This window comes from Pseudomonas sp. JV245A (assembly GCF_032424515.1).
In the GTDB taxonomy this organism is placed as follows: Bacteria; Pseudomonadota; Gammaproteobacteria; order Pseudomonadales; family Pseudomonadaceae; genus Aquipseudomonas; species Aquipseudomonas protegens.
Genome location: NZ_VYKE01000002.1, coordinates 74,787 through 99,807, shown reverse-complemented (window position 1 = coordinate 99,807; position 25,021 = coordinate 74,787). Strand labels below are relative to the sequence as shown.

Below are 25,021 nucleotides of genomic sequence, written 5' to 3'. Positions count from 1 at the left end.
CGAATACAAACCACCAGGCGGCAGGAGCGGGCTTGGCCGCGCATCGAAGGCTGTGCTTCAACATCAAGGTTGATGCTGATGACGCCTTCGCGAGCAAGCTCGCTCCTACAACGGCAGGGGGTGGTTACTTGGCTGCCCAGGCGTTGAAGCGCTGTTCCAGTTGCTCACCGTTGTCAGCCCAGAAGCTGACGTCGATCTGCACCTGGTTGGCGATGTTTTCCGGAGTGGTCGGCATGTCCTTGAGGATGTCCTTGGCCAGCAGCGGCACGGCCTGGGTGTTGGCCGGGCCGTAGGCGATATTCTCCGAATAGGTCTTCTGCTGCTGCGGTTGCACCGAGTAGGCGATGAACTTCTTCGCCGCTTCGGCGCGAGCCTTGTCCAGGCCTTTTGGAATGGCCCAGGCGTCGAAGTCGTAGATGCCGCCGTTCCACACCACTTTCAGGTTGCTTTCCTTCTGCACCGCGGCGATCCGGCCGTTGTAGGCCGAGCTCATGACCACGTCGCCGGAAGCCAGGTACTGCGGCGGCTGGGCGCCGGCTTCCCACCACTGAATGTAGGGCTTGAGTTCATCGAGTTTCTTGAAGGCACGGTCCTGGCCATCCTTGCCGGCCAGGACCTTGTACACGTCCTTGGGCGCGACGCCGTCGGCCATCAGGGCGAACTCCAGGGTGTACTTGGCGCCCTTGCGCAGGCCGCGCTTGCCCGGGAACTGCTTGACGTCCCAGAAATCAGCCCAACTGCTCGGAGCGGTTTTCAGCTTGTCGGCGTTGTAGGCCAGTACCGTGGACCAGACGAAAAAGCCCACGCCGCACGGCTGGATCGCGCCCTTGACGTAGTCTTCGCTGTTACCGAACAGCGCCGGGTCCAGTTGCTCGAACATGTCCTCGTCGCAACCGCGGGACAGTTCCGGGGACTCCACTTCTACCAGGTCCCAGGACACACTCTTGGTGTCGACCATGGCCTTGATCTTGGCCATTTCGCCGTTGTATTCGCCGGCGATGATCTTGCCCTTGCCCGCCGCCTCCCAAGGGGCATAGAAGGCCTTGACCTGGGCCGCCTTGTTCGCCCCGCCAAAGGACACCACGGTCAGGTCCGGGCCCGCCGCCATGGCGTGCGCCGCACCCATCATGCCCAGTGCCAGGGCGGTGAATTTCAGGGATCTCAACATTTATTGTGTTCTCCACGTGCAGGTTGGTGTTGCAGGGGGGCGATCAATTCGCCTCTAGAAGCGGGTCGAGCGCGCGAACGTGCTCGACTTGCCAGCCAAGCGGCACCACGTCACCTACTGCCAGCGCAGGATCGAGCTCGGCAATCGGCTGTTTCACGAAGAAGTCGCTCTTGCCGCAGACTTCCAGGCGCACCCGGACGTGGTCGCCCAGATAGATGAATTCCGCCACCCGGCCGGAGAAGCGGTTGACGCAGCTTTCGCTGGAACCGTTGAGGCTCACCCGCTCCGGGCGGATGGACAAGGTCACCGGGCCGCCGACCTGGCCGACATTCACCGCCAGCGCCTCGACCTTCTCGCCACGCCCCAGCTCCACCACGCAACGCTCGCCGTTGTGGCTGTGCAGGCGGCCGTTGAGGCGGTTGTTCTCGCCGATGAAGTTGGCGACGAAGGTGTTCTTCGGCTCTTCGTAGAGAGTGCGCGGCGGCGCGATCTGCTGGATCTCGCCCTGGTGGAACACCGCCACCCGGTCGGACATGGTCAGGGCTTCGCCCTGGTCGTGGGTCACATAGACCACGGTCACGCCCAGGCGCTGGTGCAGGTGCTTGATCTCCATCTGCATGTGTTCGCGCAGTTGCTTGTCGAGGGCGCCAAGGGGTTCGTCCATCAGCACCAGCTGTGGCTCGAACACCAGGGCCCGGGCCAGGGCCACCCGCTGCTGCTGGCCGCCGGACAGCTGGGCCGGGTAGCGCTGGGCGAAAGCGTCGAGCTGGACCATGCTCAGCACCCGCTTGACCCGCTCGCTGATGTCGGTCTTGCTCAAGCCGCGTACCGACAGCGGAAAGGCCAGGTTCTCGGCCACGGTCATGTGGGGGAACAGCGCGTAGTTCTGGAACACCATGCCGATGTCGCGCTTGTGCGGCGGCACATTGTTGATCGAGCGCCCGGCCAGCTGGATCTCGCCGGCGGTCGGGGTTTCGAAACCGGCCAGCATCATCAGGCTGGTGGTCTTGCCGGAACCGGATGGCCCCAGCAGGGTGAGGAACTCGCCTTTGCGAATTTCCAGGTTGAGGTCTTTGACGATCAGGTTCTCGCCGTCGTAGCTCTTCTGCACACCACGAAAGCTGACCAGAACATCGTTGGCCCCAGCACTTGAAACGACCTCGCTCATACCCGCACCTTTTGTTTTAGACGGCTGTGGAACAAGCCTAGAGGAGCCTGCAGAGCGCGCAAATCGGGGGCCAGGAGAGATTCGCCTCAGCCCTCTGGAAGGTTGCGTGTAGGGATTGCCCTACAAGAATGGCGCGATTGGATAAGGGCGGAGGCAAACGGCAGGCTGCAAGCGGCAAGAAACGGCGAAAGCCTGAAAGCGCGGAATGTCGCAAATGGATAAGTGCCCTCCCCCAAGGGGAGGGAGAGCACCGCAGAGGGTGTCAGAGCAGCTTGTGTTCCATGGCGTATTTCACCAGTTCGGCCAGGGAGGTGATGTTGAGCTTCTGCATCAGCCGCGCCTTGTGGGTACTGATGGTCTTGCTGCTCAGGGCCAGTTGCTGGGCAATGTCGTTGACATTGGCGCCCTGGGCCAGGCGCTCGAAAACCGAGAATTCACGCTCGGAAAGCAGCGAATGCAAGGGCCGGGTATCGGTCAGACCGACCTCGAAGACCATACGGTCAGCCAGGTCCGGGTCGATATAGCGGCCGCCAGATGCCACCTTGCGAATGGCCGTCAGCAGCAGCGACGGATCACTGTCCTTGGTGGCGTAGCCGGCAGCGCCGATCTTCAGCGCCCGGGCGGCCATCTGCGCCTCGTCGTGCATCGACAGCACCAGGATCGCCGGCGGATTGCTCAGGGCACGGATCCGCGGAATGGCCTCCAGGCCGTTCACCCCGGGCATGGAGATATCCAGCAGCACCACTTCGCAAGGCACCTGACGCAGGGTCTCCAGCAACTGCTCGCCGTTGCTCGCCTCGCCCACCACGACCAGGTCCTTGGCCAGGCCAATCAGTTGCTTGATGCCTTCGCGAACGATGGTGTGGTCTTCGGCTACCAGTACACGGATCACGCGTGTCTCCTCATTATTGTTCTTGGTCCAGGGGCACCCGGACACTCAGGGTGGTGCCTTCGCCCCGCTCACTGTGCAGCGACAGGCTCCCGCCCATGATCAGCACCCGCTCGCGCATGCCCACCAGGCCAAAGGACGTCGGACGTGCAGAAGCGGTGTCGAAGCCCAGGCCGTCATCGCTGATGCTCATGCACAGCTCGTGTGCTTCCAGGGTCAGAGTGAGTTCCACAGTATGCGCCTGGGCATGGCGCATGACATTGGTCAGGGCCTCCTGGAGGATACGGAACAGGCCGACGGCCTTGGCGTCGCTCAAGCGCGGCAGGTTGTCCGGCACCTGGACCAGGCAGGGGATCTGGGTGCGGGCCTCGAACCGGCGGGCCTGCCATTCGATGGCCGAGGCGATGCCCGCATCGAGGATTGGCGGCCGCAGTGCGGTAGCCACATCCCGCACCAGCTGGAACAGCTGGGCGATCAGGCGCTTCATGCTGTTGAGGCGTTCATGCAGGCCCGGGTCGAGCTGGGCATAGGCCAGCTCACACATGGACGTTTCCAGCTTGAGCACAGTCAGCATCTGCCCCAGTTCGTCATGGACTTCCCGGGCAATGCGGGCCTTTTCCTCTTCGCGCACGCTTTCCAGGTGCGCCGACAGCTCCCGCAACTGTTCACGGGAGCTGGCCAGTTCCAGCTCGATGCGCTTGCTTTCGCTGATGTCCCAGACAATGCCGTCCCAGACAAACGCGCCGTCATCCAGGCGCCGGGTGATGGCCTTGATCTCGGCCCAGCGCTGCTGGCCCTGGCGAGTGAGGATGCGGCCCTGCCAGGACCAGTCGCTGTCGGTGTCCAGGGCCTGGTCCTGGGTCTGGTGATAGCTGGCCTTGTCGTCCGGGTGCACCAGGCTGCGCAGGCCCTTGTCCCGGTGGGCCAGCACTGATGGCGAGTAGCCCACCAGGGTCTCGCTGCCTTCGCTGATATAGGCGAAGTCGATCTGCCCGGTGACCGGCGCCCGCTCCAGGCGGAACACCAGGCCCGGCACGTTGGCTGCAATCCCCTGCAGACGCGCCTCGCTTTCGCGCAGGGCCGCCAGCGCGCGACGGCGCTCGGTCACGTCATTGAGATAGACCACCAGGTATTCGCTGTCGCGAAAGCGCAGGAAGCTCAGGGACACGTCCGCCGGCAGGATGCTGCCATCGGCACGCACACACTGGGTCTCGAAACTTTGCACGCCCTCCTCGCTGCCCCGGGCCCGCTTCCACAGGTTGAGCCAGCGATCCATATGCAGGTTGGGCTCGAAATCGATCAGCGGCCGGTCGATCACCCCGCCCGCCGGGTAACCGAGCATCTCTTCGGCTGCCCGGTTGGCGTAGCGCACATGGCTGTCCCAATTGACCCAGAGAATGCCCACGGTGCTCTGATCGATGGAGAACTGGGTCAGGCGCAGGGCTTCCTCGCTGGCGGCACGCAAGGCGATGTCCTCCCGCGCCGCCAGCAGGCGCTGCTCCAGGCTGCGCTGCTGGCGGCGCTGCCAGAAGACGATCGCCAGACTCGCCAGCAGCAGGATCACCAACAGCAGGCTGAGGTTCTGCCAGACCCCGGGGGACTCGCCAAGCCGCGGGTACTTGGGCTGGAGCCAGCGGCCATGGAGCTGCTCCAGCTCCTTGGCCGGGATCGCATGCAAGGCCGCTTCGACAATGCTCGCCAGTTCCGGCCAATCGCGGCGAGTGGCTACCCGCAGCAATTGCGGCAAGCCGATATCCCCCACCACGGCCAGCCCGGCGAACTCCGCCTCCCCCGAAAGGCGACTGAGCTGAGCCTCGTCCACCACCGCGTAGCGGGCCTGCTGGCTCAGCAGCAACTGCAGGGCCTGGCGCTCCAGGGGCACTCCTTGCAGGTTGAGGTTGGGGTAAGTCAGGCGCAGGTAATCGGCCACCGCACTGGGCATGCGCACGGCGACCCGGGCCTGGCTGTCGAGTTTTTCCAGCTCCACCGTACCTGCGCCCTTGCGCTCCCCGACCACCAGCTGCGGCACGCGCATATAGGGGTCGCTGAACAACCACAGGCGCAGACCGGCCGGGGTCTGGGTCAGGCCCGGGGCCATGTCCACCTCGCCGTCGCGCAGGGCCCGCTCCAGCTGTGCCTGGTCAGGGAAGTTGCGCCAGCTGAGCTCGATGTTCAGCGCCTTGGCCAGGGCTTGCATCAACTCGACATTGGCCCCGGACAGCCGCTGCAGGCGCCGGTCGTACTGGGCGAACGGCGCCTGCAACACCAGCCCCACCCGCAACTCGGGGTGCTGCGCCAGCCACTGGCGCTGTTCCAGGCTCAAGGGCGCAGTCGGCACCTGGGGCGCCGGGGCCGCATGGCCTATCAAGGGAAGGCACAGACAGCCGATAAGCAGAAGGCAGCGAAAACGCATCATCTGAAGTCTCACACCCTGACAAATACTGACCAACCCATTAGGCTGCCGGAATTACTTCTGGCCTGGAATATCCGATGCCCCTTGTCCACCGCTCGGCACTGCCCGCATTGTGCCTGTCGCTGATCCTGCCCTGGACCTTTTCTGTGCAAGCTGCCGACCCGGCTCCAGAAACCAAGACTCCCGAGGAACAACCGGCGCAACGCCAACCTCTGCCTGAGCGTAGCCAGGAAGACGCCGCCGCCCTGGAGCGCCAGTTGCCCGCCCTGGAACAGCAGCAGTTGCAAGCCGGCGGCGATACCTTCCTGGCCCTGTGGAAGCCGGCCAACACCAGCGACCCCAAGGGCGTGGTGATTATCCTCCCGGGAGCGGGTGAAACCGCTGACTGGCCGCAAGCCATTGCACCTTTGCGCAACAAATTGCCGGACACCGAGTGGGCCAGCCTGAGCCTGACCCTGCCCGACATGCTCAGCGAGGCCGCGCAACCACGGGTGGTCGAAGCCGCACCGGCCCCTACGGACAAGGCCAACACCGCCAAGGATGCCAGCACCGAGGCCAAGCCGATCGAGCAGGTCGCTGGCGGCGAAGCCGACGTGGCCGACCGGGTAGTAGCAGAAAGCACGGAAGAGCAGATCAAGGCGGATGCCGAGCGCATCTTCACCCGCGTCGATGCTGCCCTGGCCTTTGCCGAACAGCAGAACGCCCGCAGTATCGTGCTCCTGGGTCATGGTACGGGTGCCTACTGGGCCGCACGCTACCTCAGCGAGAAACAGCCGGCCCAGGTACAGAAGCTGGTGATGGTAGCAGCCCAGTCCCCGGCCAATGGCAAACCGCAACTGCTGGAGATCACGCCTACGTTGAAGCTGGCCACTGCCGACTTCTTCTATGTCGACAAGCCTCTGGCGCAAAAAGCCGCCCTGGAGCGACTGCAAGCGAGCAAGCGCCTGAAGCACTCGAACTTCAGCCAGATTCCCCTCAAGGCCCTGCCCGGCAACAACACCGCCCAGCAAGAGCAGCTGTTTCGCCGGGTACGCGGTTGGTTGAACCCTCAGAACACCGATAGCTGAGCCCACAGGCCGCGACTGCCGCAGCGGCAATCGCGGCCTGCACCCTCAACGGAATTCCCGGCGCTGGCGTATCAGGGCATAGGCGCTGTGCAGCTCCCGGGTCTTTTCCGTAGCCTCACGCACCTGTGCCTCGCTGGCGCCGTTGCCGGCGATCTTGTCCGGGTGATGGCGGCTGAGCAGGCGCCGATAGGCCCGCTTGATCTGCGCCGGCTCGCTGGTAGCTGCAACCCCCAACAGGCGCAGCGCCTCTTGATAAGTCAGGGCGCCTTCGGCCAGTGACTTCCTCGCCGGACCGTAGTCCTGCGCCAACGCCTGCACCTGCTCACGGGTCCAGCCCAGCCATTTGCCCCAGAGCTGGATCAGTTCGCGCTCCGCCGGCCCGACCCGGCCGTCGGCCCAGACCATGCGCCAACAGGCCCGCAGCACGCCTTCGGCGGCATGGGGCTGAGCCGCGAGGCGACGCAGATAGCCGCGCAGACGGTCATTGCCCGACTTGCCGCGGTTGAATGCGGCAATCGCCCGGCGCTGGGCCGCATCGTTCATCTCCAGCGAGCGCATTTCCTGGCGCGCCTGCTGGATATGCCCGTCCATCACCCGGCCATCACTCTTGGCCAGCCGCCCCAGCAGCACGAACAGCAATTCATCATTGCGCAACGCCGGGCGACCGCCCAGGCGTTCACGCACCTGCGCCCAGCTGTGCAGTTGCAGGCGCCGGTCCAGCGCCTGCCCCAGCAACGCACCGAGCATGGCCCCCGGAATACTGGCGATTGCAAATCCAGCTCCGGCTCCGATCAGAGTCCCTGGCCACCACATATCAGCGACTCGCTTGCAGCAAGTGTTCAACCTGGGCCAGACGCTCGACGGTGCCGACATCGACCCAGTGCCCCTGCATATGTTCGCCACTGACCTGGCCTTGGGCCATGGCTTCGCGCAATAGCGGCGCCAGCTTGAACGGACCGGCAACACAACCCTGGAATAACCGCGGATGCAGCACCGATATGCCGCTGAACGTGAGCGCCGCTGCGCCTGGCTGGCGGTCGTGCAACTGGCCGTTTACCAGGCAGAAGTCGCCACCACTGGGGTGGTGCGGCGGGTTGTCCACCATCACCAGATGAGCCAGCCCGGCCAGGGGCCGGCGCAGGGCGGCAAAATCGTAGTCGGTCCAGATATCGCCATTGACCACCAGGAACGGCGCGTCCCCCAACAAGGGCAATGCCTGGAAAATCCCGCCGCCGGTTTCCAGCGGCTGGCCTTCGGCCGAATACTGAATGTTCAGGCCCCAGCGCTGGCCATCGCCGAGGGCATCCTCGATCTGCTGGCCGAGCCAGGCATGGTTGATGACGATGTCGCGAAAACCTGCCGCCGCCAGGGCCCGCAGGTGGTACTCGATCAGCGGCATGCCCGCTACAGGCAGCAAGGGTTTGGGAGTGGTCAGGGTCAGGGGGCGCATCCGCTCGCCCTTGCCGGCTGCCAGGATCATCGCCTTCATGCATGGGCTCCCGCCGGCTGGCGCAGGCTGAGCAGCAGTTGCGACAGCTCTGCAAGCTCGGGGCGTCGGGACGTGACCGCCTCTATATAAGCAAAGAAGCGCGGCACGTCGGCCAGGTAGCGTGGTTTGCCATCGCGGTGGCAAATCCGCGAGAAGATACCGATCACCTTGAGGTGACGCTGCACGCCCATCAGGTCGCTGGCCCGCAGAAACTCGTCAAAGTCGTCCTGCACCGGGATACCCCGCGCCCGCGCCTGGTGCCAGTACTGGCTCAGCCAGCCTTGCACCCGGGACTCCGGCCAGCTGAGGAAGGCATCCTTGAACAGACAGGTCACGTCATAGGTCACCGGGCCGTAGACCGCATCCTGGAAGTCCAGCACGCCGGGGTTCGGTTCGCTGTGCATCAGGTTGCGTGGCATATAGTCGCGGTGCACCAGCACCTTGGGTTGCGCCAGGGCGCTGTCGATCAGCAGGTCGCTGGCACGCTGCCATTGCTCGCGCTGCTGTGGACTCAGGCTGATGCCCAGCTCACGGCCGATGTACCACTCGGGGAACAGCTCCAGTTCACGGCGCAGCAGGGCCACGTCGTAACTGGGCAGGGGCGCGTCCATCGGCAACTGCTGGAAGGCCAGCAAAGCCTGGAATGCATCCTCGAACAGTGCGTCGGCATTATGTTCGTTGATCACGTCCAGGTAGGTCTGATTGCCCAGGTCATTGAGCAACAGGAAGCCGCGAGGCAAATCTTCTGCATAAATTTTCGGCACGTTGATGCCGCAAGTCGCCAGTAAACGGGCGATATCCACGAAGGGTTTGCAGTTTTCCTGGGGGGGCGGAGCGTCCATCACCACGAAGCTGCGACCCGCGCCCTGCCAACGGAAATAACGACGGAAACTCGCGTCGCTGCTGGCTGCGGTCAATGTTGCCGGGGGCACTTCACCCCAGCCCTGCGCTGCATAAACAATCGCCAACTGCTCATCGAGCCAAACTTTCAGGTGTTGCAAGCGTACATCTTGGTCAGGCATTACAAGGGTCTCCGACGGCGCTAGCCGTCAAGCGGGTCATGCTTTATTATCCAGCATCTTTTTCAGACCATCGAGAGGCGTGCGGCCCACACCGCGGGCAGATGGCACGCAGGAAGCCCGGACTAATAAGATGGCATTGAAATCCCCCGCGTTTCGTAAAAAATTTCCGTTGCTGGTTACCGGCAGTTTGCTGGCCCTGCAACCTCTAGCCACTTCCTTCGTGGTCGCCGCGGAACAGTATGACTGCTCAGTCTCTGCTTCGGGTGGCTGGGCCTGTGCGCCGAAAACCAGCGCCGCCCAACTGCCGCCGCGCCCGGTCCACGACGCCAACTCGGTCAGCTCCAGCGTTGCCACGGCAGCCGATGCTACGGGCGAAGAAGCCAGCGGCGACAAGTCGAAGCTGGTGACCGAGGCCAAGGGCCGTGGCCTGAAGTCCCGCAGTGCGGACTACAGCCACCTCGACTGGGTACCGCGTGAGAAGCTCACCGCCGCTCAATTGGCCGAGACTGGTCCTTACTGCTCTGGTTCCTATATCGAACCGATTCGTCCTGGCATGAATGACAAGACGAATAAAAGTGACGCTCCGACCTTTATCGGCGCCAAGGCTTCCCGCTATCAGCAGGAAGAACAGGTGGCGACCCTGGCCGGTGACGTGGTCATGCGCCAGGGCAGCATGCAGGTCGAGGCCGACGAGGCCAGCCTGTATCAGGCCGAGAACCGCGGCGAACTAAGCGGCAACGTGCGCGTACGCGACAATGGCGCGCTGCTGGTGGGCGACCACGCCGACATCCAGCTGGATACCGGTGAAGCCAAGGTCGACAACGCCGAGTACGTTCTGCACAAATCCCGCGTCCGTGGTAATGCGCTGTACGCCAAGCGTGCGGAAAACGCCATCATCCGCCTCAAGGATGGTACGTACACCACGTGCGAACCGAACAGCAACGCCTGGCAGCTCAAGGGCAACAACATCACCTTGAACCCGGCCACCGGCTTCGGTACCGCGACCAACGTGACCCTTCGGGTCAAAGATATTCCGGTGCTCTACACCCCGTATATCTACTTCCCGATCGACGATCGTCGCCAGTCCGGCTTCCTGCCACCGAGCATCGGCACCAGCAGCGACACCGGTTTCATGCTGGTTACCCCCTACTACTTCAACCTGGCGCCCAACTACGACGCCACGTTGTACCCACGCTACATGGCCAAGCGCGGCCTGTTGATGGAAGGCGAGTTCCGCTACCTGACCAAGAGCAGCGAAGGTCAGTTCGGCGCCGCGTACCTCAACGACGACGACACCGATCGCAAGAAGCAGACCGACTACGAAAAAACCCGCTACATGCTCAACTGGCAGCACAAGGGCGGGCTTGATCAGCGTCTGATGACCGAAGTCGACTACACCAAGATCAGTGATCCGTACTACTTCCAGGACCTGGAAACCGATCAGATCGGCGTGAAGTCCACCGATTACGTCAACCAGCAAGGCGCCGTGACCTACCGTGGCGACGACTACACCGCACGCTTGAACGTGCAGGCGTACGAGCTGGCCAGCGTGTCCAACATCACACCGTACAACCGTCTGCCGCAGCTCACCTTAGCCGGTGAGCTGCCGTTCCATCCGCAGGGCCTGGACTTCACCTACGACACCGAGCTGGTGCGCTTTGAACGGGACCTGTTGAAAGGCAACTACACAGATAAAGATGGGGGCCCCATCGATCTGGATACCGGAGCCATTGGTACGCCACGACTGGATACCAACGTCGCCGGCCTGGCTCGCTCCAATGGTGATCGTTTGAACCTCAAGCCTGGTGTCAGCCTGCCGCTGAACTGGAGCTACGGTTATCTGACCCCATCCCTGAAGTACATGTACACCCAGTACAACACCGACCTCGATCGCCAGGGTAAAGATGACCTGGTCAACAACCGGAACAATTCAGCAGCCTTGGGTGAGTCGTTCAAAAGCTCGCAGAACCGTGGCGTACCAATCGCCAGTGTCGACGGCGGCCTGTACTTCGACCGTGATACCCAATGGTTTGGCACCAACTATCGCCAGACGCTGGAGCCACGTGCGTTCTACCTGTACGTACCGGAGAAGGACCAGAAAGACATTCCGGTATTCGACACGGGTGAACCGACCTTCAACTATTCTTCGCTGTTCCGCGAGAACCGGTTCTCCGGCTCCGACCGTGTCGGCGACGAAAACAAGCTGTCCCTGGGTCTAACCAGTCGCTGGATCGAAGACAACGGCTTCCAGCGCCAGCGTGTAAGCGTCGGCCAGGCCATGTACTTCAAGGACCGCACCGTTCAGTTGCCCGGTATCGACTACCGTACCCGCGCCGACGCCACCTCCAACGTCTCGCCTTACGCCCTCGAGTACGAATACCGTTTCAACCGCGACTGGCGCGCCAACGCCGAGTACAACTGGGATCCGGACAGCCACAGCCCGCGTTCCGGCAGTGCGATGTTCCACTATCAGCCTGAAGACAACCCGAACAAGGTGGTCAACGCCGGCTATCGCTATCGCAACGACCAGATTCGCTACGACCAGAACAGCGGTACCTGGAAAATGGGTGGCGACTACGGCACTCCGGGCACTCCGGGCTACGTGAAGGACTACTACAAGATCCAGCAGCATGACTTCTCGGTGATCTGGCCGATCGTGCCGCAATGGAACGCCATCAGCCGTTGGCAGTACGACTACAACCGTAACCGCACGCTCGAGGCCTTCGGTGGTTTCGAATACGACAACTGCTGCTGGAAACTGCGCCTGATCAGCCGTTACTGGGTCAAGTATGACGAGTTCAGTCAGAACGCTCCTGAGAACGAAAAAGGCGACCGCGGCATCTTCCTCCAAATTGTTCTGAAGGGTCTCGGTGGCGTCATGGGCACCAAAGTAGAGAGCTTCCTCGACAAAGGCATCCAAGGTTATCGTGAACGTGAAGACCAAGCTTTCTGATTGTCTGCGCCCGCTGATGCTGGGCGCGCTGTTCCTGAGTACTGCGGCCAGCGCCGCAGTACAGTCCATCGACAAGGTCGTGGCCATCGTCGACAACGACGTGGTCATGCAGAGCCAGTTGGACCAACGGGTTCACGAAGTCCAGCAAACCATCGCCAAGCGTGGCGGTGGTGTACCGCCTACCAGCGTCCTGGAGCAACAGGTTCTGGAACGCCTGATCGTTGAAAACCTGCAACTGCAGATTGGCGAACGCTCCGGCATCCGCATCACCGATGAAGAACTGAACCAGGCGATCGGCACCATTGCCCAGCGCAACAGCATGAGCATCGAGCAATTCCGTGCTGCCCTGGCCCACGATGGTCTCTCTTATGAGGACGCCCGTGACCAGGTTCGCCGCGAGATGATCATCAGCCGCGTGCGCCAGCGCCGTGTGGCCGAACGCATCCAGGTATCGGAACAGGAAGTGAAGAACTTCCTGGCCTCGGACCTGGGCAAGATGCAGCTCTCCGAAGAACTGCACCTGGCCAACATCCTGATCCCGACCCCGGAAAGCGCCAACTCCGAAGCCATTCAGAGTGCTGCCCGCCAGGCCATGGAGGTGTACCAGCAGCTCAAGCAGGGTGCGGACTTCGCCCAGCTGGCAATCGCCCGCTCCGGCAGCGACAACGCTCTGGAAGGCGGCGACATGGGCTGGCGCAAAGCGGCTCAACTGCCCCCTCCATTCGATCGCGAACTGAGCGCCATGGCCGTGGGCGACATTACCCAACCGGCCCGTACCCCTGGCGGCTTCATCATCCTCAAGCTGCTGGACAAGCGTGGCGGCGGCAATCAGGTGCGTGACGAAGTGCACGTGCGTCACATCCTGATCAAGCCAAGCGAAATTCGCAGCGAAGAAGAGACCAAGCGCCTGGCGCAGAAACTCTACGATCGCATCGAGGCCGGCGAAGACTTCGCCGAACTGGCGAAAAGCTACTCGGAAGACCCAGGCTCCGCCCTCAACGGCGGCGACCTCAACTGGATCGACCCGAACGCCCTGGTGCCGGAATTCCGCGAAGTGATGGCCAAGACCCCACAAGGTCAACTGTCCAAGCCCTTCAAGAGCCCTTACGGCTGGCACGTACTGGAAGTCCTTGGCCGTCGCGCCACCGACAGCACCAGCCAGGCCCGCGAACAGCAAGCCATGACCGTCCTGCGTAACCGCAAGTACGACGAAGAGCTGCAGACCTGGTTGCGGCAGATCCGTGACGAGGCCTACGTCGAAATCAAGCTGCCCGGCGCTGAACAGGCCGCACAGTGAAACCCAGACGTTTCGCTCTGACACCCGGCGAACCGGCGGGTATAGGTCCTGACCTGTGCCTGCTGCTCGCTTCGCAACCCCAGCCTCACCCCCTGATTGCCATTACCAGCCGCGACCTGCTCCTAGAGCGGGCCGCGCAGCTGGGCGTGGCCGTCGATCTGCTGCCGGTAACCCTGGAGCAACTGCCGACTGAACCCGCCCCGGCGAACAGCCTGTATGTCTGGGACACGCCCCTGGCCAAACCTGTGATCAGCGGCCAGCTGGACCAGGCCAATGCGGCTTTTGTCCTGCAAACCCTGACCCGCGCCGGCCAGGGCTGCCTGGACGGGCACTTTGCCGGCATGATCACCGCCCCCGTGCACAAAGGCGTGATCAACGACTCCGGGATCGCCTTTTCCGGCCATACCGAATTCCTCGCCGACCTGACCCACACCGAGCAAGTGGTGATGATGCTGGCCACCCACGGCCTGCGCGTGGCGCTGGTAACCACCCACCTGCCCTTGCGGGAAATCGCCGACGCCATCACTGTCGAGCGCCTGGAGCGGGTCACGCGGATCCTGCATGCCGACCTGCAGCACAAGTTCGGCATCGCCCGGCCACGCATCTTGGTCTGCGGGCTCAACCCCCACGCCGGTGAAGGCGGTCACCTGGGCCGCGAAGAAATCGACATCATCGAACCTACCCTAGAGCGCCTGCGCACCGAAGGCATGGACCTGCGCGGTCCGTTGCCTGCCGACACTCTGTTTACCCCCAAATATCTGGAGCACTGCGACGCAGTGCTGGCGATGTACCACGACCAAGGCTTGCCTGTGCTGAAATACAAAGGCTTCGGCGCGGCCGTCAACGTGACGCTCGGCTTGCCGATCATCCGCACCTCCGTCGACCACGGCACCGCCCTGGACCTGGCCGGCAGCGGCAAGATCGACACCGGCAGCCTGCAGGTCGCCCTGGAAACCGCCTACCAGATGGCCGAGAACCGTATATGACCGAGCAATACCAACACCGGGCGCGCAAGCGCTTCGGCCAGAACTTCCTGCATGACGCTGGCGTCATCGACCGCATCCTGCGGTCCATCCACGCCAAGCCCGAGGACCGCATGCTGGAAATCGGCCCGGGCCAGGGCGCCCTGACCGAAGGCCTGCTGGGCAGCGGCGCCCAGCTGGACGTGGTGGAGCTGGACAAGGACCTGATCCCGATCCTCAACCAGCAGTTCGCCGGCAAGAGCAACTTCAACCTGCACCAGGGCGACGCCCTGAAGTTCGACTTCAACACCCTGGGCGCAGCGCCAGGCAGCCTGCGGGTGGTCGGCAACCTGCCCTACAACATCTCTACTCCGCTGATCTTCCACCTGCTGCAGAACGCCGGACTGATCCGCGACATGCACTTCATGCTGCAAAAGGAAGTGGTCGAACGCCTGGCTGCCGGCCCTGGCGGTGGTGATTGGGGCCGCCTATCGATCATGGTCCAGTATCACTGCCGTGTGGAGCACCTGTTCAACGTCGGCCCGGGCGCCTTCAATCCGCCGCCAAAAGTCGACTCGGCGATCGTGCGCCTGGTGCCCCACGCGGTACTGCCACACCCTGCCAAGGATCATCGCCTGCTGGAGCGCATCGTGCGCGAAGCCTTCAACCAGCGCCGCAAGACCCTGCGCAACACCCTCAAGGCACTGCTCAGCAGCGCCGAGATCGAGGCCGCCGGCGTCGACGGCAGCCTGCGTCCCGAGCAACTGGACTTGGCCGCCTTCGTGCGCCTGGCCGATCAGTTGGCAGACCAGCCCAAGCCCGCTACCGACTGAAACGCCCTCGGCTGATATCGGGTAGGACGCCAGACAGGATGTCTGGTCTACTACCCGATACTTGACCTAGACTGACCTCCATCAGTCCTGTCCCGCGTCCCGCTTTGCTTTAAAGGCCTCTTGCATGTCCGATCCTCGTTACCAGGTCGACGTCAGCGTCGTCACTCGCTTTCTGGCAGACCAATCGCAACCCGAGCAGAACCGCTTCGCTTTCGCCTACACCATCACCGTGCAGAACAATGGCTCGCTTCCAGCCAAGCTGCTGTCCCGGCACTGGGTGATCACCGATGGCGACGGGCATGTCGAAGAGGTCCGTGGTGCCGGCGTGGTGGGCCAGCAACCGCTGATCGCCGCAGGCAAAAGCCACACCTACAGCAGCGGCACGGTAATGACCACCCGGGTTGGCAACATGCAGGGCAGCTATCAGATGCTCGCCGAGGACGGCAAACAGTTCGACGCCGTCATTGCGCCTTTCCGCCTGGCCGTGCCCGGAGCCTTGCACTGATGGCGACCTACGCCGTCGGCGACCTGCAAGGCTGCCTGGAACCTCTGCAATGCCTGCTTGAACAAGTAGCCTTCGATCCCGCCCGGGATCGCCTGTGGCTGGTGGGCGACCTGGTCAACCGTGGCCCGCAGTCGCTGGAAACCCTGCGCTACCTGTATTCGATCCGCGACTCGCTGGTCTGCGTGCTGGGCAATCACGACCTGCACCTGCTGGCCGTCTGGCGCAACGTCGAGCGCCTGAAGAAATCCGACACTCTGCGCGAGATCCTGGAGGCTCCCGATTGCGAGGAGCTCTTGCAGTGGCTGCGCCAGCAGAAGCTGATGCATTACGACGAAGCCCGCAACATCGCCATGGTGCACGCCGGCATAGCCCCCCAGTGGTCGCTGAAGAAAGCCCAGAAATGTGCCGCCGAGGTCGAAGAAGCGTTGCGCGACGACAACCTCTTCGCCCCCTTCCTGGACGGTATGTATGGCAATGATCCAGCGAAATGGGACAGTGATCTCAAAGGCGTGACTCGCCTGCGGGTCATCACCAACTACTTCACCCGCATGCGCTTCTGTACCAGCGACGGCAAGCTGGACCTCAAGAGCAAGGAGGGCCTGGACACCGCGCCACCGGGCTACGCCCCCTGGTTCAGCCACAAGGAGCGCAAGACCCGGGACCTGAAGATCATCTTCGGCCACTGGGCAGCCCTGGAAGGCCATTGCAACGAGCCCGGCATCTTCGCCCTGGACAGCGGCTGCGTCTGGGGCGGGGCCATGACCCTGCTGAATGTCGATAGCGGCGTACGCCTGACCTGCGACTGCGATGCCCAAGGCCGCACCGCCGCTCTTTCCCCCGAACCCCTGCCGGCACCGGCAAAGCGCTAGCCGGCGCTGATTATCAAGCTCCAGGAGCCCGCCATGAGCGAATTCAAACGCATCCCCCCAGAACAGGCCCAGGTACTGCGCGAGCAAGGTGCCGTGGTGGTGGACATCCGCGATCCGCAAACCTACGCACTGAACCACATCAGTGGCTCGCAACACCTGGACAATCACTCCATTTCCGACTTCATCCGCGCTGCTGACCTCGACGCTCCGCTAGTGGTGGTTTGCTATCACGGAAACTCGAGCCAGAGCGCGGCAGCCTACCTGGTCAGCCAGGGCTTTTCCGACGTCTACAGCCTGGATGGCGGCTTCGAACTGTGGCGCAGCACTTATCCAGCGGAAACCGCTCAGGGCAACCCTGAATAATTTTTTTCCGACGCTCTAGCCCGCGTACGACGCGGGCTGACGCAGCACCAGACGAACGGTAGCGGGCAACTAATTCCCCATCTCGCCTTGACCTCCCGGATTCCGAACTATCCTTAGCCTCAGGCCATCCAAATCAGGGGAGAGCCGGTACACCGGCGAGCGGGTCATCGGTACTAGCTTTCAAGGTCGATAGCTTTGAAAGTGTTCTGGGGGGTAAACAGCAGCTGGAAACTCAGCTGCATGCCAGCACTTGACTGACTGATCCGACGCCGGCTCCACGTATCGAGCGAGGTGACGTCATGAGTATTTTTAGCCACTTCCAACAACGCTTCGAATCCACACGCCAGGAAGAGTTTTCGCTGCAGGAATACCTGGAGCTGTGCAAGAAGGATCGAAGCGCCTACGCCTCGGCCGCCGAGCGCCTGCTGCTGGCCATCGGCGAGCCCGAATTGCTGGATACCTCGACCAATTCGAGGCTGTCGCGAATCTTCTCCAACAAAGTGATTCGCCGCTATCCGGCGTTCGAAGACTTCCATGGCATGGAAGAATGCATCGATCAGATCGTCTCCTACTTCCGTCATGCCGCTCAGGGCCTGGAAGAAAAGAAACAGATCCTCTATCTGCTGGGGCCGGTGGGCGGTGGTAAATCCTCCCTCGCCGAGAAACTCAAGCAACTGATCGAGAAAGTGCCCTTCTACGCCATCAAGGGCTCTCCGGTCTTCGAATCACCGCTGGGCCTGTTCAACGCCACGGAAGATGGCGCGATTCTCGAAGAAGACTTCGGCATTCCCCGGCGTTATCTCAACACCATCATGTCGCCCTGGGCCACCAAGCGCCTGTCGGAGTTCGGCGGCGACATCAGCCAGTTCCGGGTGGTGAAACTCTATCCGTCGATCCTCAACCAGATTGCCGTGGCCAAGACCGAGCCTGGGGATGAGAACAACCAGGACATCTCGGCCCTCGTGGGCAAGGTGGATATCCGCAAGCTGGAAGAATTCCCCCAGAACGACGCCGACGCCTACAGCTACTCCGGGGCGCTGTGCCGGGCCAACCAGGGCCTGATGGAATTCGTCGAAATGTTCAAGGCACCGATCAAGGTGCTGCACCCATTGCTGACCGCGACGCAGGAAGGCAACTACAACAGCACCGAGGGCCTGGGGGCGATTCCGTTTACCGGCATTCTGCTGGCCCACTCCAACGAGTCGGAATGGCACACCTTCCGCAACAACAAGAACAACGAAGCCTTCATCGACCGGATCTATATCGTCAAGGTGCCGTACTGCCTGCGGGTCACCGATGAGGTGAAGATCTACGACAAGCTGCTGTTCAACAGCTCCCTGGCCAAGGCCCACTGCGCCCCCGACACCCTGAAGATGCTGGCGCAGTTCACCGTGCTTTCGCGCCTCAAGGAACCGGAGAACTCCAACATCTACTCGAAGATGCGGGTGTATGACGGCGAAAATCTCAAGGACACCGATCCCAAGGCCAAGTCGATCCAGGAGTACCGTGACAGCGCCGGCGTCGATGAGGGGATGAACGGGTTGTCGACTCGCTTTGCCTTCAAGATCCTGTCGAAGGTCTTCAACTTCGACCCTCACGAAGTGGCGGCGAACCCGGTGCACCTGCTGTACGTGCTGGAACAGCAGATCGAGCAAGAGCAGTTCCAGGCAGAAACCCGCGAGCGCTACCTGCGCTTCCTCAAGGAATACCTGGCACCGCGCTACATCGAATTCATCGGCAAGGAGATCCAGACCGCCTACCTCGAGTCCTACAGCGAGTACGGCCAGAACATCTTCGACCGCTACGTGCTCTATGCGGACTTCTGGATCCAGGATCAGGAATACCGCGATCCGGAGACCGGCGAAATCCTCAATCGCGTGGCCCTCAACGAGGAACTGGAAAAGATCGAAAAACCGGCCGGGATCAGCAACCCGAAAGATTTCCGCAACGAAATCGTCAATTTCGTCCTGCGCGCCCGGGCCAACAACAACGGCAAGAACCCCACCTGGCTCAGCTACGAGAAGCTGCGGGTGGTCATCGAGAAGAAAATGTTCTCCAACACCGAGGACCTGTTGCCGGTCATCAGCTTCAACGCCAAGGCGAGCAAGGAGGATCAGCAGAAGCACAACGACTTCGTCACACGAATGGTCGAGCGCGGCTACACCGACAAACAGGTACGGCTGCTATCCGAATGGTATCTGCGGGTCAGAAAGTCGCAGTAAAGCAGCTGCAAGCTTCTAGCCCCAAGCTGCGGGCACCTTGCCGTAGAGCCCTTGCGGGCTCTGCTGCAACGCTGCCTACCGCTTGAAGCTTATGTCTTGAAGCTCCCCGGAGGGGCCCATGAGCTATGTGATCGACCGACGTCTCAATGGCAAGAACAAGAGCACGGTAAACCGCCAGCGGTTTCTGCGGCGCTACCGTGACCACATTAAAAAGGCCGTCGAAGAGGCGGTTAGCCGGCGCTCCATCACCGATATGGAGCATGGCGAGCAAATCAGCATTCCCGGGCGGGATATCGACGAGCCGGTGCTGCACCACGGCCGTGGCGGCAAGCAGACCGTGGTTCACCCAGGCAACAAGGAATTCACTGCCGGCGAGCACATTGCCAGGCCTCAAGGCGGCGGTGGGGGCGGTGGCGGCCGGGGCAAGGCCGGCAACTCCGGCGAAGGCATGGACGAGTTCGTGTTCCAGATCACCCAGGAGGAATTCCTCGAATTCATGTTCGAGGACCTGGAACTGCCCAACCTGGTGAAACGCAACCTGACCGGAACCGACACCTTCAAGACCGTACGAGCCGGGATCAGCAACGAAGGCAACCCGGCCCGGATCAATATCATCCGTACCTTGCGGTCGGCCCACGCGCGGCGCATTGCCTTGTCCGGCAGCAGCCGGGCCAAGCTGCGGGAAGCCAAGGAAGAACTGGCGCGCCTGAAGCGGGAAGAACCGGACAATTTCGGCGATATCCAGGAGCTTGAGGCGGAAATCGAGCGCCTGAGTGCCCGGATTCACCGCGTGCCCTTCCTCGACACCTTCGACCTCAAGTACAACCTGCTGGTGAAACAGCCCAACCCCAGCTCCAAGGCGGTGATGTTCTGCCTGATGGACGTTTCCGGCTCCATGACCCAGGCCACCAAAGACATCGCCAAGCGTTTCTTCATCCTTCTGTACCTGTTCCTCAAGCGCAACTACGACAAGATCGACGTCGTGTTCATCCGCCACCACACCAGTGCCCGGGAAGTGGACGAAGAGGAGTTCTTCTATTCACGGGAAACCGGCGGCACCATCGTCTCCAGCGCCCTGAAGCTGATGCAGGAGATCATGGCCGAACGCTACCCGAGCAACGAGTGGAACATCTACGCTGCCCAGGCCTCCGATGGCGACAACTGGAACGACGACTCGCCGATCTGCCGCGACATCCTGATCAACCAGATCATGCCGTTCGTGCAGTACTACACCTACGTGGAAATCACCCCGCGCGAGCACCAGGCCCTGTGGTTCGAGTACGAACGCATCGCCGAGGCCTTTTCCGATACATTCGCCCAGCAGCAACTGGTTTCGGCCGGAGACATCTATCCGGTCTTCCGTGAACTCTTCCAGCGCAGGTTAGTGACATGACCGCCAGAGAGCAGAAGCGCCAACCCATCTCCACCGGCTCGGAATGGACCTTCGAGCTGATCCAGGCCTACGACCGTGAAATCAGCCGTATCGCGGCCCGCTATGCCCTGGACACCTATCCCAACCAGATCGAAGTGATCACCGCCGAGCAGATGATGGACGCCTATGCCTCGGTGGGCATGCCCCTGGGCTATCACCACTGGTCCTACGGCAAGCACTTCCTCAGCACCGAAAAATCCTACAGCCGGGGCCAGATGGGCCTGGCCTACGAAATCGTCATCAACTCCGACCCTTGCATTGCCTATCTGATGGAAGAGAACACCATCTGCATGCAGGCGCTGGTGGTGGCTCACGCCTGCTATGGCCACAACAGCTTCTTCAAGGGCAATTACCTGTTCCGCACCTGGACCGATGCCAGCTCGATCATCGACTACCTGGTGTTCGCCAAGCAGTACATCATGCAATGCGAGGAGCGCCATGGCATCGATGCCGTGGAAGATCTGCTGGACTCCTGCCATGCCTTGATGAACTACGGTGTCGACCGCTACAAGCGGCCCTACCCGATTTCCGCCGAAGAAGAACGGCGCCGGCAGAAAGACCGGGAGGAACACCTGCAGAAACAGATCAACGACCTGTGGCGCACCATTCCCAAGGGCGCGGACAAGTACAGCGACAAGGACAATGCGCGCTTCCCCGCCGAACCTCAGGAAAACATCCTCTATTTCATCGAAAAACACGCGCCACTGCTGGAGCCCTGGCAACGCGAGATCGTGCGCATCGTGCGCAAGATCGCCCAGTACTTCTACCCGCAACGCCAGACCCAGGTGATGAACGAAGGCTGGGCTACCTTCTGGCACTACACCTTGATGAACGATCTGTACGACGAAGGCCTGGTCACCGATGGCTTCATGATGGAATTCCTCACCTCCCATACCAGCGTGGTATTCCAGCCAGGCTTCGACAGCCCCTACTACAACGGCATCAACCCCTATGCCCTGGGCTTTGCCATGTACCGCGACATCCGACGCATCTGCGAGGAGCCCACGGAAGAGGACCGGCGCTGGTTCCCGGAACTGGCCGGCACCGACTGGCTGTCGAGCATCAAGTTCGCCATGAGCAGCTTCAAGGACGAGAGCTTCATCCTGCAGTACCTGTCGCCCAAGGTCATCCGCGATCTCAAGCTGTTCAGCATCATGGACGACGATCAGAAGGACGACCTGCTGGTACCGGCAATCCATGATGAAAGCGGCTATCGGATCATCCGTGAAACCCTGGCCGCGCAATACAACCTGGGCAACCGCGAACCCAACGTGCAGATCTGGAGCATCGACCGCCGGGGCGACCGCTCCTTGACCCTGCGTCATCAGCAACACGACCGTAAACCCCTGGGGGACTCCACCGACGAAGTGCTCAAGCACCTGCACCGCCTCTGGGGCTTCGACATTCACCTGGAAACCCTGCAGGGCGACCAGGTGATGAAAACCCACCACGTACCGCCAAAGAGCGATCACAACGAAAACGACTACGGTCGCCTGGACCTGGCGGTTATCCACCTTTAAGCCCGATAACAAGCCTCCGGATGCGCGATACAAGGGTTATCCTGTCGCGCTAACGGAGGTTTTTTTATGCGGATTTACAAAGTCGGCGGCGCCGTGCGCGACCGCCTGCTCGGCAGGCCGGTTACCGATATCGACTGGGTGGTAGTGGGTGCCAGCGCAGAGGAGATGCTCGCCAAGGGCTTTCGCCCCGTGGGCGCGGACTTCCCGGTGTTCCTGCACCCCAAGAGCGGCGAGGAATATGCCCTGGCCCGCACCGAGCGCAAGAGTGGGCGGGGTTATGGCGGTTTCACCTTCCATGCCAGCCCGGAAGTCACTCTGGAAGAGGACCTGATCCGTCGCGACCTGACCATCAACGCCATGGCCGAAGATGAACAGGGCCGCCTCACCGATCCCTACAACGGCCAGAAGGACCTTGAAGAGCGGCTATTGCGCCACGTTTCCCCGGCATTCGCCGAAGATCCCCTGCGAGTACTGCGGGTCGCCCGCTTCGCTGCCCGCTACGCCGGGCTGGGTTTTCGCGTGGCGCCAGAGACACTCGAGCTGATGCGCGAACTCAGTGAATCCGGCGAGCTTCAGGCCCTGACGGCCGAACGCAGCTGGAAAGAGATATCCCGCGCCCTGATGGAGGATCAGCCCCAAGTCTTTATCCAGGTATTGCGCGACTGCGGCGCGCTGGCGGTGCTGATGCCCGAAATCGACGCACTGTTCGGCGTACCTCAACCCGCGGTCCACCACCCGGAGATAGACACCGGCGCGCACACCCTCAGCGTTCTGCTGCAAGCCGCGTTGCATCAGCAACCCCTCAGCGTGCGCTGGGCCTGCCTGCTCCACGACCTGGGCAAAGGCCTGACACCCGAGGAGGAGTGGCCACGGCACATTGGCCATGAGCGCACAGGCCTGGAACTGATCAAGGCGGTCAATGAACGCTTCAAGGCGCCCCGGGAATGCCAGGAGCTGGCACTGCTGGTGGGCCAGTACCATACCCACGGCCACAAGGCGCTGGAACTCAAGGCCTCGACACTCCTGGAACTATTGCAAAGTTTCGACGTGTTCCGACGCCCACAGCGTTTCGAAGAGTTCATAGCGGCATGCGAAATGGATGCTCGCGGCCGTCTTGGGCTGGAGTCGCGGCCTTATCCGCAGGCCGATTACCTGCGAGGAGCCGCCGAGGCGGCGCGCAAGGTGGCGGTTCAACCCTTGCTGGAACAGGGGTTCAAGGGGCCGCAACTGGGCGAGGCACTAAGGCTGGAACGACTGAAGGCCATCAAGGCCTACAAGGAACAGCACGCGCCTTGAGTGAGTCGCGGACCGCTCCGACTGGTCCGCGATTAGCCGAGGGTGGCTATAAGTCTGGAGGGGTCAGTTGCATGCCCCGCCATTCGAAGGCGACCGGGGCCAGCACCTGATCGCTCTGCGCCTCGGCCCAGAGCGCCCCGAGGCTCTTGCCCGCCAGCGGATGCACCCGCTCGGGCGCCATCAGCGACAGCGGCCAGAGCACGAAGGCGTTCTTCAGAATCTCTGCCCGGGGCAGGATCAGGCCATCGAAATTGCCGGTCAGTTCACCGTAGAGCAATACATCGATATCCAGCGGCAGGCCTTTACGATCAGGGGCATAACGGCCGTTATCGGCCTCGATGAACTTCAGGCGCCGGTCCAGTTCGATCAGAGGCAAGTCGGTAAAAGCCGTCACCACCAGGTTGAAGAACGGGCCGCTCTTGATTCCCACCGGCTGGCTTTCGAACACCGGCGAGCAACGCATATCCACCAGAAAACCGGCCAGGGCATCGAGCCCGGCCCGAAGATGAACTTCACGCTCGATATTGCTACCGAGCCCCAGATACACCTGAGTCAGCGACATCCGCGCTCAATCTCCACACCCACACCCGAGGCAGCCGGGACGGCGCCAGGCTTGGTCAGTTTCAAGCGCAACCAAGGGATGTGAAATTCATTCATCAGAACCTCGGCAAGGCGCTCGGCAAAGGTTTCCACCAACTGGTACTGGGCATGCTCGGCAAACGCCTGGATCCGGGTGGAGACACTGGCATAGTCCAATGCCAGCGTCAGATCATCTCCAGCAGCTGCCGGGCGATTGTCCCAGGCAAAGCTCAGATCAAGACGCAGGCACTGTCGGATGCCGCGCTCCCAGTCGTAGGCACCAATCACGGTGTCCACTTCCAGCCCTTCGATAAACACTCTGTCCAAGCACTCTTCTCCGCAGCACGACAAGGGCGCAATGCGCCGTTAGAATCAGGGCTTCCTCGCCCGGAATAGTTAGCATGTTTTGGTTACTGGCGATTTTCGCCTACCTGCTCGGCTCTCTGTCCTTCGCCATTTTGCTCAGCCGCCTTACGGGTAATCCCGACCCGCGAATGAGTGGCTCGGGTAATGCCGGCGCCACCAACATGCTGCGCCTGGCCGGCAAGAAGCTCGCAGTCCTGACCCTGCTGGGAGATCTGTGCAAAGGCCTGGTGCCTGTGCTGATCGCCCACCTCGCGGGCTTGTCCCTGCAACAACAGGCCTGGGTGGGGCTCTATGCCGTCCTCGGCCATCTGTTTCCACTGTACTTCCGCTTCCGCGGCGGCAAGGGTGTCGCAACCGCCGCCGGCATGCTGCTGGGGCTCTACCCCCCGGCCGCGCTGCTGGCCATCGCCGCCTGGGCGCTAACCTTCTATCTCACTCGTACCAGTTCACTGGCCGCACTGATCGCCACCCCCCTGACCTTGCCACTGCTGGCCTGGCAGGAACCGGAGGCGCTATTGCCGATGAGCGTGCTGACACTGCTGATCGTCTGGCGCCACCGCGGCAATTTACGCGACCTGTTTGCCGGGCGCGAACGGCATTTTTGAATC

22 protein-coding genes are annotated in these 25,021 nt (G+C 62.1%); 13 read left to right on the top strand and 9 right to left on the bottom strand.

Annotation, left to right across the window (positions count from 1 at the left end; translation table 11 throughout):
* Positions 1-124: 124 nt before the first annotated feature.
* The 4 genes from F6S12_RS01385 to F6S12_RS01370 form a co-directional block, all read right to left on the bottom strand.
* On the bottom strand, positions 125-1,168 hold the full coding sequence (locus tag F6S12_RS01385; RefSeq protein ID WP_011063816.1) for an ABC transporter substrate-binding protein: 1,044 nt from the start codon (positions 1,166-1,168) through the stop codon (positions 125-127).
* Positions 1,169-1,211: 43 nt separating this feature from the next.
* Entirely contained in the window at positions 1,212-2,336 is a 1,125-nt protein-coding gene (locus F6S12_RS01380) for an ABC transporter ATP-binding protein (RefSeq protein ID WP_015637246.1), read from the bottom strand.
* Positions 2,337-2,598: 262 nt separating this feature from the next.
* Positions 2,599-3,228, bottom strand: coding sequence for a response regulator (locus F6S12_RS01375; RefSeq protein ID WP_011063818.1), 630 nt, complete (start codon positions 3,226-3,228; stop codon positions 2,599-2,601).
* Between the two features lie 13 nt (positions 3,229-3,241).
* Positions 3,242-5,641, bottom strand: a complete 2,400-nt coding sequence (locus tag F6S12_RS01370) for a PAS domain S-box protein (protein WP_315868673.1) — start codon at positions 5,639-5,641, stop codon at positions 3,242-3,244.
* A 74-nt stretch (positions 5,642-5,715) separates the two neighbouring features.
* On the opposite strand from F6S12_RS01370, the gene F6S12_RS01365 reads away from it, so the two are divergent.
* Positions 5,716-6,705 carry an alpha/beta hydrolase family protein gene (locus F6S12_RS01365; protein WP_315868672.1) on the top strand — a complete coding sequence of 330 codons (990 nt, stop codon included), beginning with the start codon at positions 5,716-5,718 and terminating at the stop codon, positions 6,703-6,705.
* 45 nt (positions 6,706-6,750) lie between these two features.
* Here the strand turns inward: F6S12_RS01365 and F6S12_RS01360 are convergent, their stop codons facing one another.
* From F6S12_RS01360 to F6S12_RS01350, 3 genes are read right to left on the bottom strand one after another with little or no spacing between them, the layout of a single operon-like run.
* The gene (locus tag F6S12_RS01360) at positions 6,751-7,518 is read right to left on the bottom strand and encodes a TerB family tellurite resistance protein (RefSeq protein WP_011063821.1); all 768 of its coding nucleotides are present in this window, start codon (positions 7,516-7,518) and stop codon (positions 6,751-6,753) included.
* A 1-nt stretch (position 7,519) separates the two neighbouring features.
* Positions 7,520-8,194: an N-acetylmuramate alpha-1-phosphate uridylyltransferase MurU gene (gene murU / locus F6S12_RS01355; RefSeq protein ID WP_065365138.1), complete on the bottom strand. Its 675-nt coding sequence runs from the start codon at positions 8,192-8,194 to the stop codon at positions 7,520-7,522.
* Complete coding sequence (locus tag F6S12_RS01350) at positions 8,191-9,216, bottom strand: aminoglycoside phosphotransferase family protein (RefSeq protein WP_011063823.1); 1,026 nt, start codon at positions 9,214-9,216, stop codon at positions 8,191-8,193. Before F6S12_RS01350 ends, murU begins: the two co-directional genes overlap by 4 nt.
* 130 nt (positions 9,217-9,346) lie before the next feature.
* Here F6S12_RS01350 and F6S12_RS01345 point away from each other — a divergent pair, with 130 nt between their 5' ends.
* The 11 genes from F6S12_RS01345 (at position 9,347) to F6S12_RS01295 (ending at position 23,468) form a co-directional block, all read left to right on the top strand.
* Complete coding sequence (locus tag F6S12_RS01345) at positions 9,347-12,169, top strand: LPS-assembly protein LptD (protein WP_315868671.1); 2,823 nt, start codon at positions 9,347-9,349, stop codon at positions 12,167-12,169.
* Positions 12,150-13,466 (top strand): peptidylprolyl isomerase SurA, encoded by a 1,317-nt coding sequence (surA, locus tag F6S12_RS01340; protein WP_036997049.1) that lies wholly within the window; start codon positions 12,150-12,152, stop codon positions 13,464-13,466. Before F6S12_RS01345 ends, surA begins: the two co-directional genes overlap by 20 nt.
* Positions 13,463-14,452: a 4-hydroxythreonine-4-phosphate dehydrogenase PdxA gene (gene pdxA / locus F6S12_RS01335; protein WP_015637252.1), complete on the top strand. Its 990-nt coding sequence runs from the start codon at positions 13,463-13,465 to the stop codon at positions 14,450-14,452. Before surA ends, pdxA begins: the two co-directional genes overlap by 4 nt.
* Entirely contained in the window at positions 14,449-15,261 is an 813-nt protein-coding gene (gene rsmA, locus F6S12_RS01330; protein ID WP_011063827.1) for a 16S rRNA (adenine(1518)-N(6)/adenine(1519)-N(6))-dimethyltransferase RsmA, read from the top strand. Before pdxA ends, rsmA begins: the two co-directional genes overlap by 4 nt.
* Positions 15,262-15,385: 124 nt before the next feature.
* On the top strand, positions 15,386-15,766 hold the full coding sequence (gene apaG / locus F6S12_RS01325) for a Co2+/Mg2+ efflux protein ApaG (RefSeq protein ID WP_011063828.1): 381 nt from the start codon (positions 15,386-15,388) through the stop codon (positions 15,764-15,766).
* Entirely contained in the window at positions 15,766-16,635 is an 870-nt protein-coding gene (locus tag F6S12_RS01320) for a symmetrical bis(5'-nucleosyl)-tetraphosphatase (protein ID WP_161466530.1), read from the top strand. Before apaG ends, F6S12_RS01320 begins: the two co-directional genes overlap by 1 nt.
* A 33-nt stretch (positions 16,636-16,668) precedes the next feature.
* On the top strand, positions 16,669-16,998 hold the full coding sequence (gene glpE, locus F6S12_RS01315; RefSeq protein WP_152686486.1) for a thiosulfate sulfurtransferase GlpE: 330 nt from the start codon (positions 16,669-16,671) through the stop codon (positions 16,996-16,998).
* Positions 16,999-17,297: 299 nt separating this feature from the next.
* Positions 17,298-19,220: a PrkA family serine protein kinase gene (locus F6S12_RS01310; protein ID WP_011063831.1), complete on the top strand. Its 1,923-nt coding sequence runs from the start codon at positions 17,298-17,300 to the stop codon at positions 19,218-19,220.
* Positions 19,221-19,338: 118 nt separating this feature from the next.
* Positions 19,339-20,613 (top strand): YeaH/YhbH family protein, encoded by a 1,275-nt coding sequence (locus tag F6S12_RS01305; RefSeq protein WP_011063832.1) that lies wholly within the window; start codon positions 19,339-19,341, stop codon positions 20,611-20,613.
* Positions 20,610-22,172 carry a SpoVR family protein gene (locus F6S12_RS01300; RefSeq protein ID WP_011063833.1) on the top strand — a complete coding sequence of 521 codons (1,563 nt, stop codon included), beginning with the start codon at positions 20,610-20,612 and terminating at the stop codon, positions 22,170-22,172. The genes F6S12_RS01305 and F6S12_RS01300 overlap by 4 nt, the downstream gene beginning before the upstream one ends.
* A gap of 66 nt (positions 22,173-22,238) precedes the next feature.
* Complete coding sequence (locus F6S12_RS01295; RefSeq protein WP_015637254.1) at positions 22,239-23,468, top strand: multifunctional CCA addition/repair protein; 1,230 nt, start codon at positions 22,239-22,241, stop codon at positions 23,466-23,468.
* Between the two features lie 46 nt (positions 23,469-23,514).
* Here the strand turns inward: F6S12_RS01295 and folK are convergent, their stop codons facing one another.
* On the bottom strand, positions 23,515-24,030 hold the full coding sequence (gene folK, locus F6S12_RS01290; RefSeq protein WP_311166898.1) for a 2-amino-4-hydroxy-6-hydroxymethyldihydropteridine diphosphokinase: 516 nt from the start codon (positions 24,028-24,030) through the stop codon (positions 23,515-23,517).
* Positions 24,021-24,374, bottom strand: a complete 354-nt coding sequence (gene folB, locus F6S12_RS01285) for a dihydroneopterin aldolase (protein WP_011063836.1) — start codon at positions 24,372-24,374, stop codon at positions 24,021-24,023. Before folB ends, folK begins: the two co-directional genes overlap by 10 nt.
* A gap of 74 nt (positions 24,375-24,448) precedes the next feature.
* On the opposite strand from folB, the gene plsY reads away from it, so the two are divergent.
* Positions 24,449-25,018, top strand: a complete 570-nt coding sequence (gene plsY / locus F6S12_RS01280; RefSeq protein ID WP_019094979.1) for a glycerol-3-phosphate 1-O-acyltransferase PlsY — start codon at positions 24,449-24,451, stop codon at positions 25,016-25,018.
* Positions 25,019-25,021 lie beyond the last annotated feature (3 nt).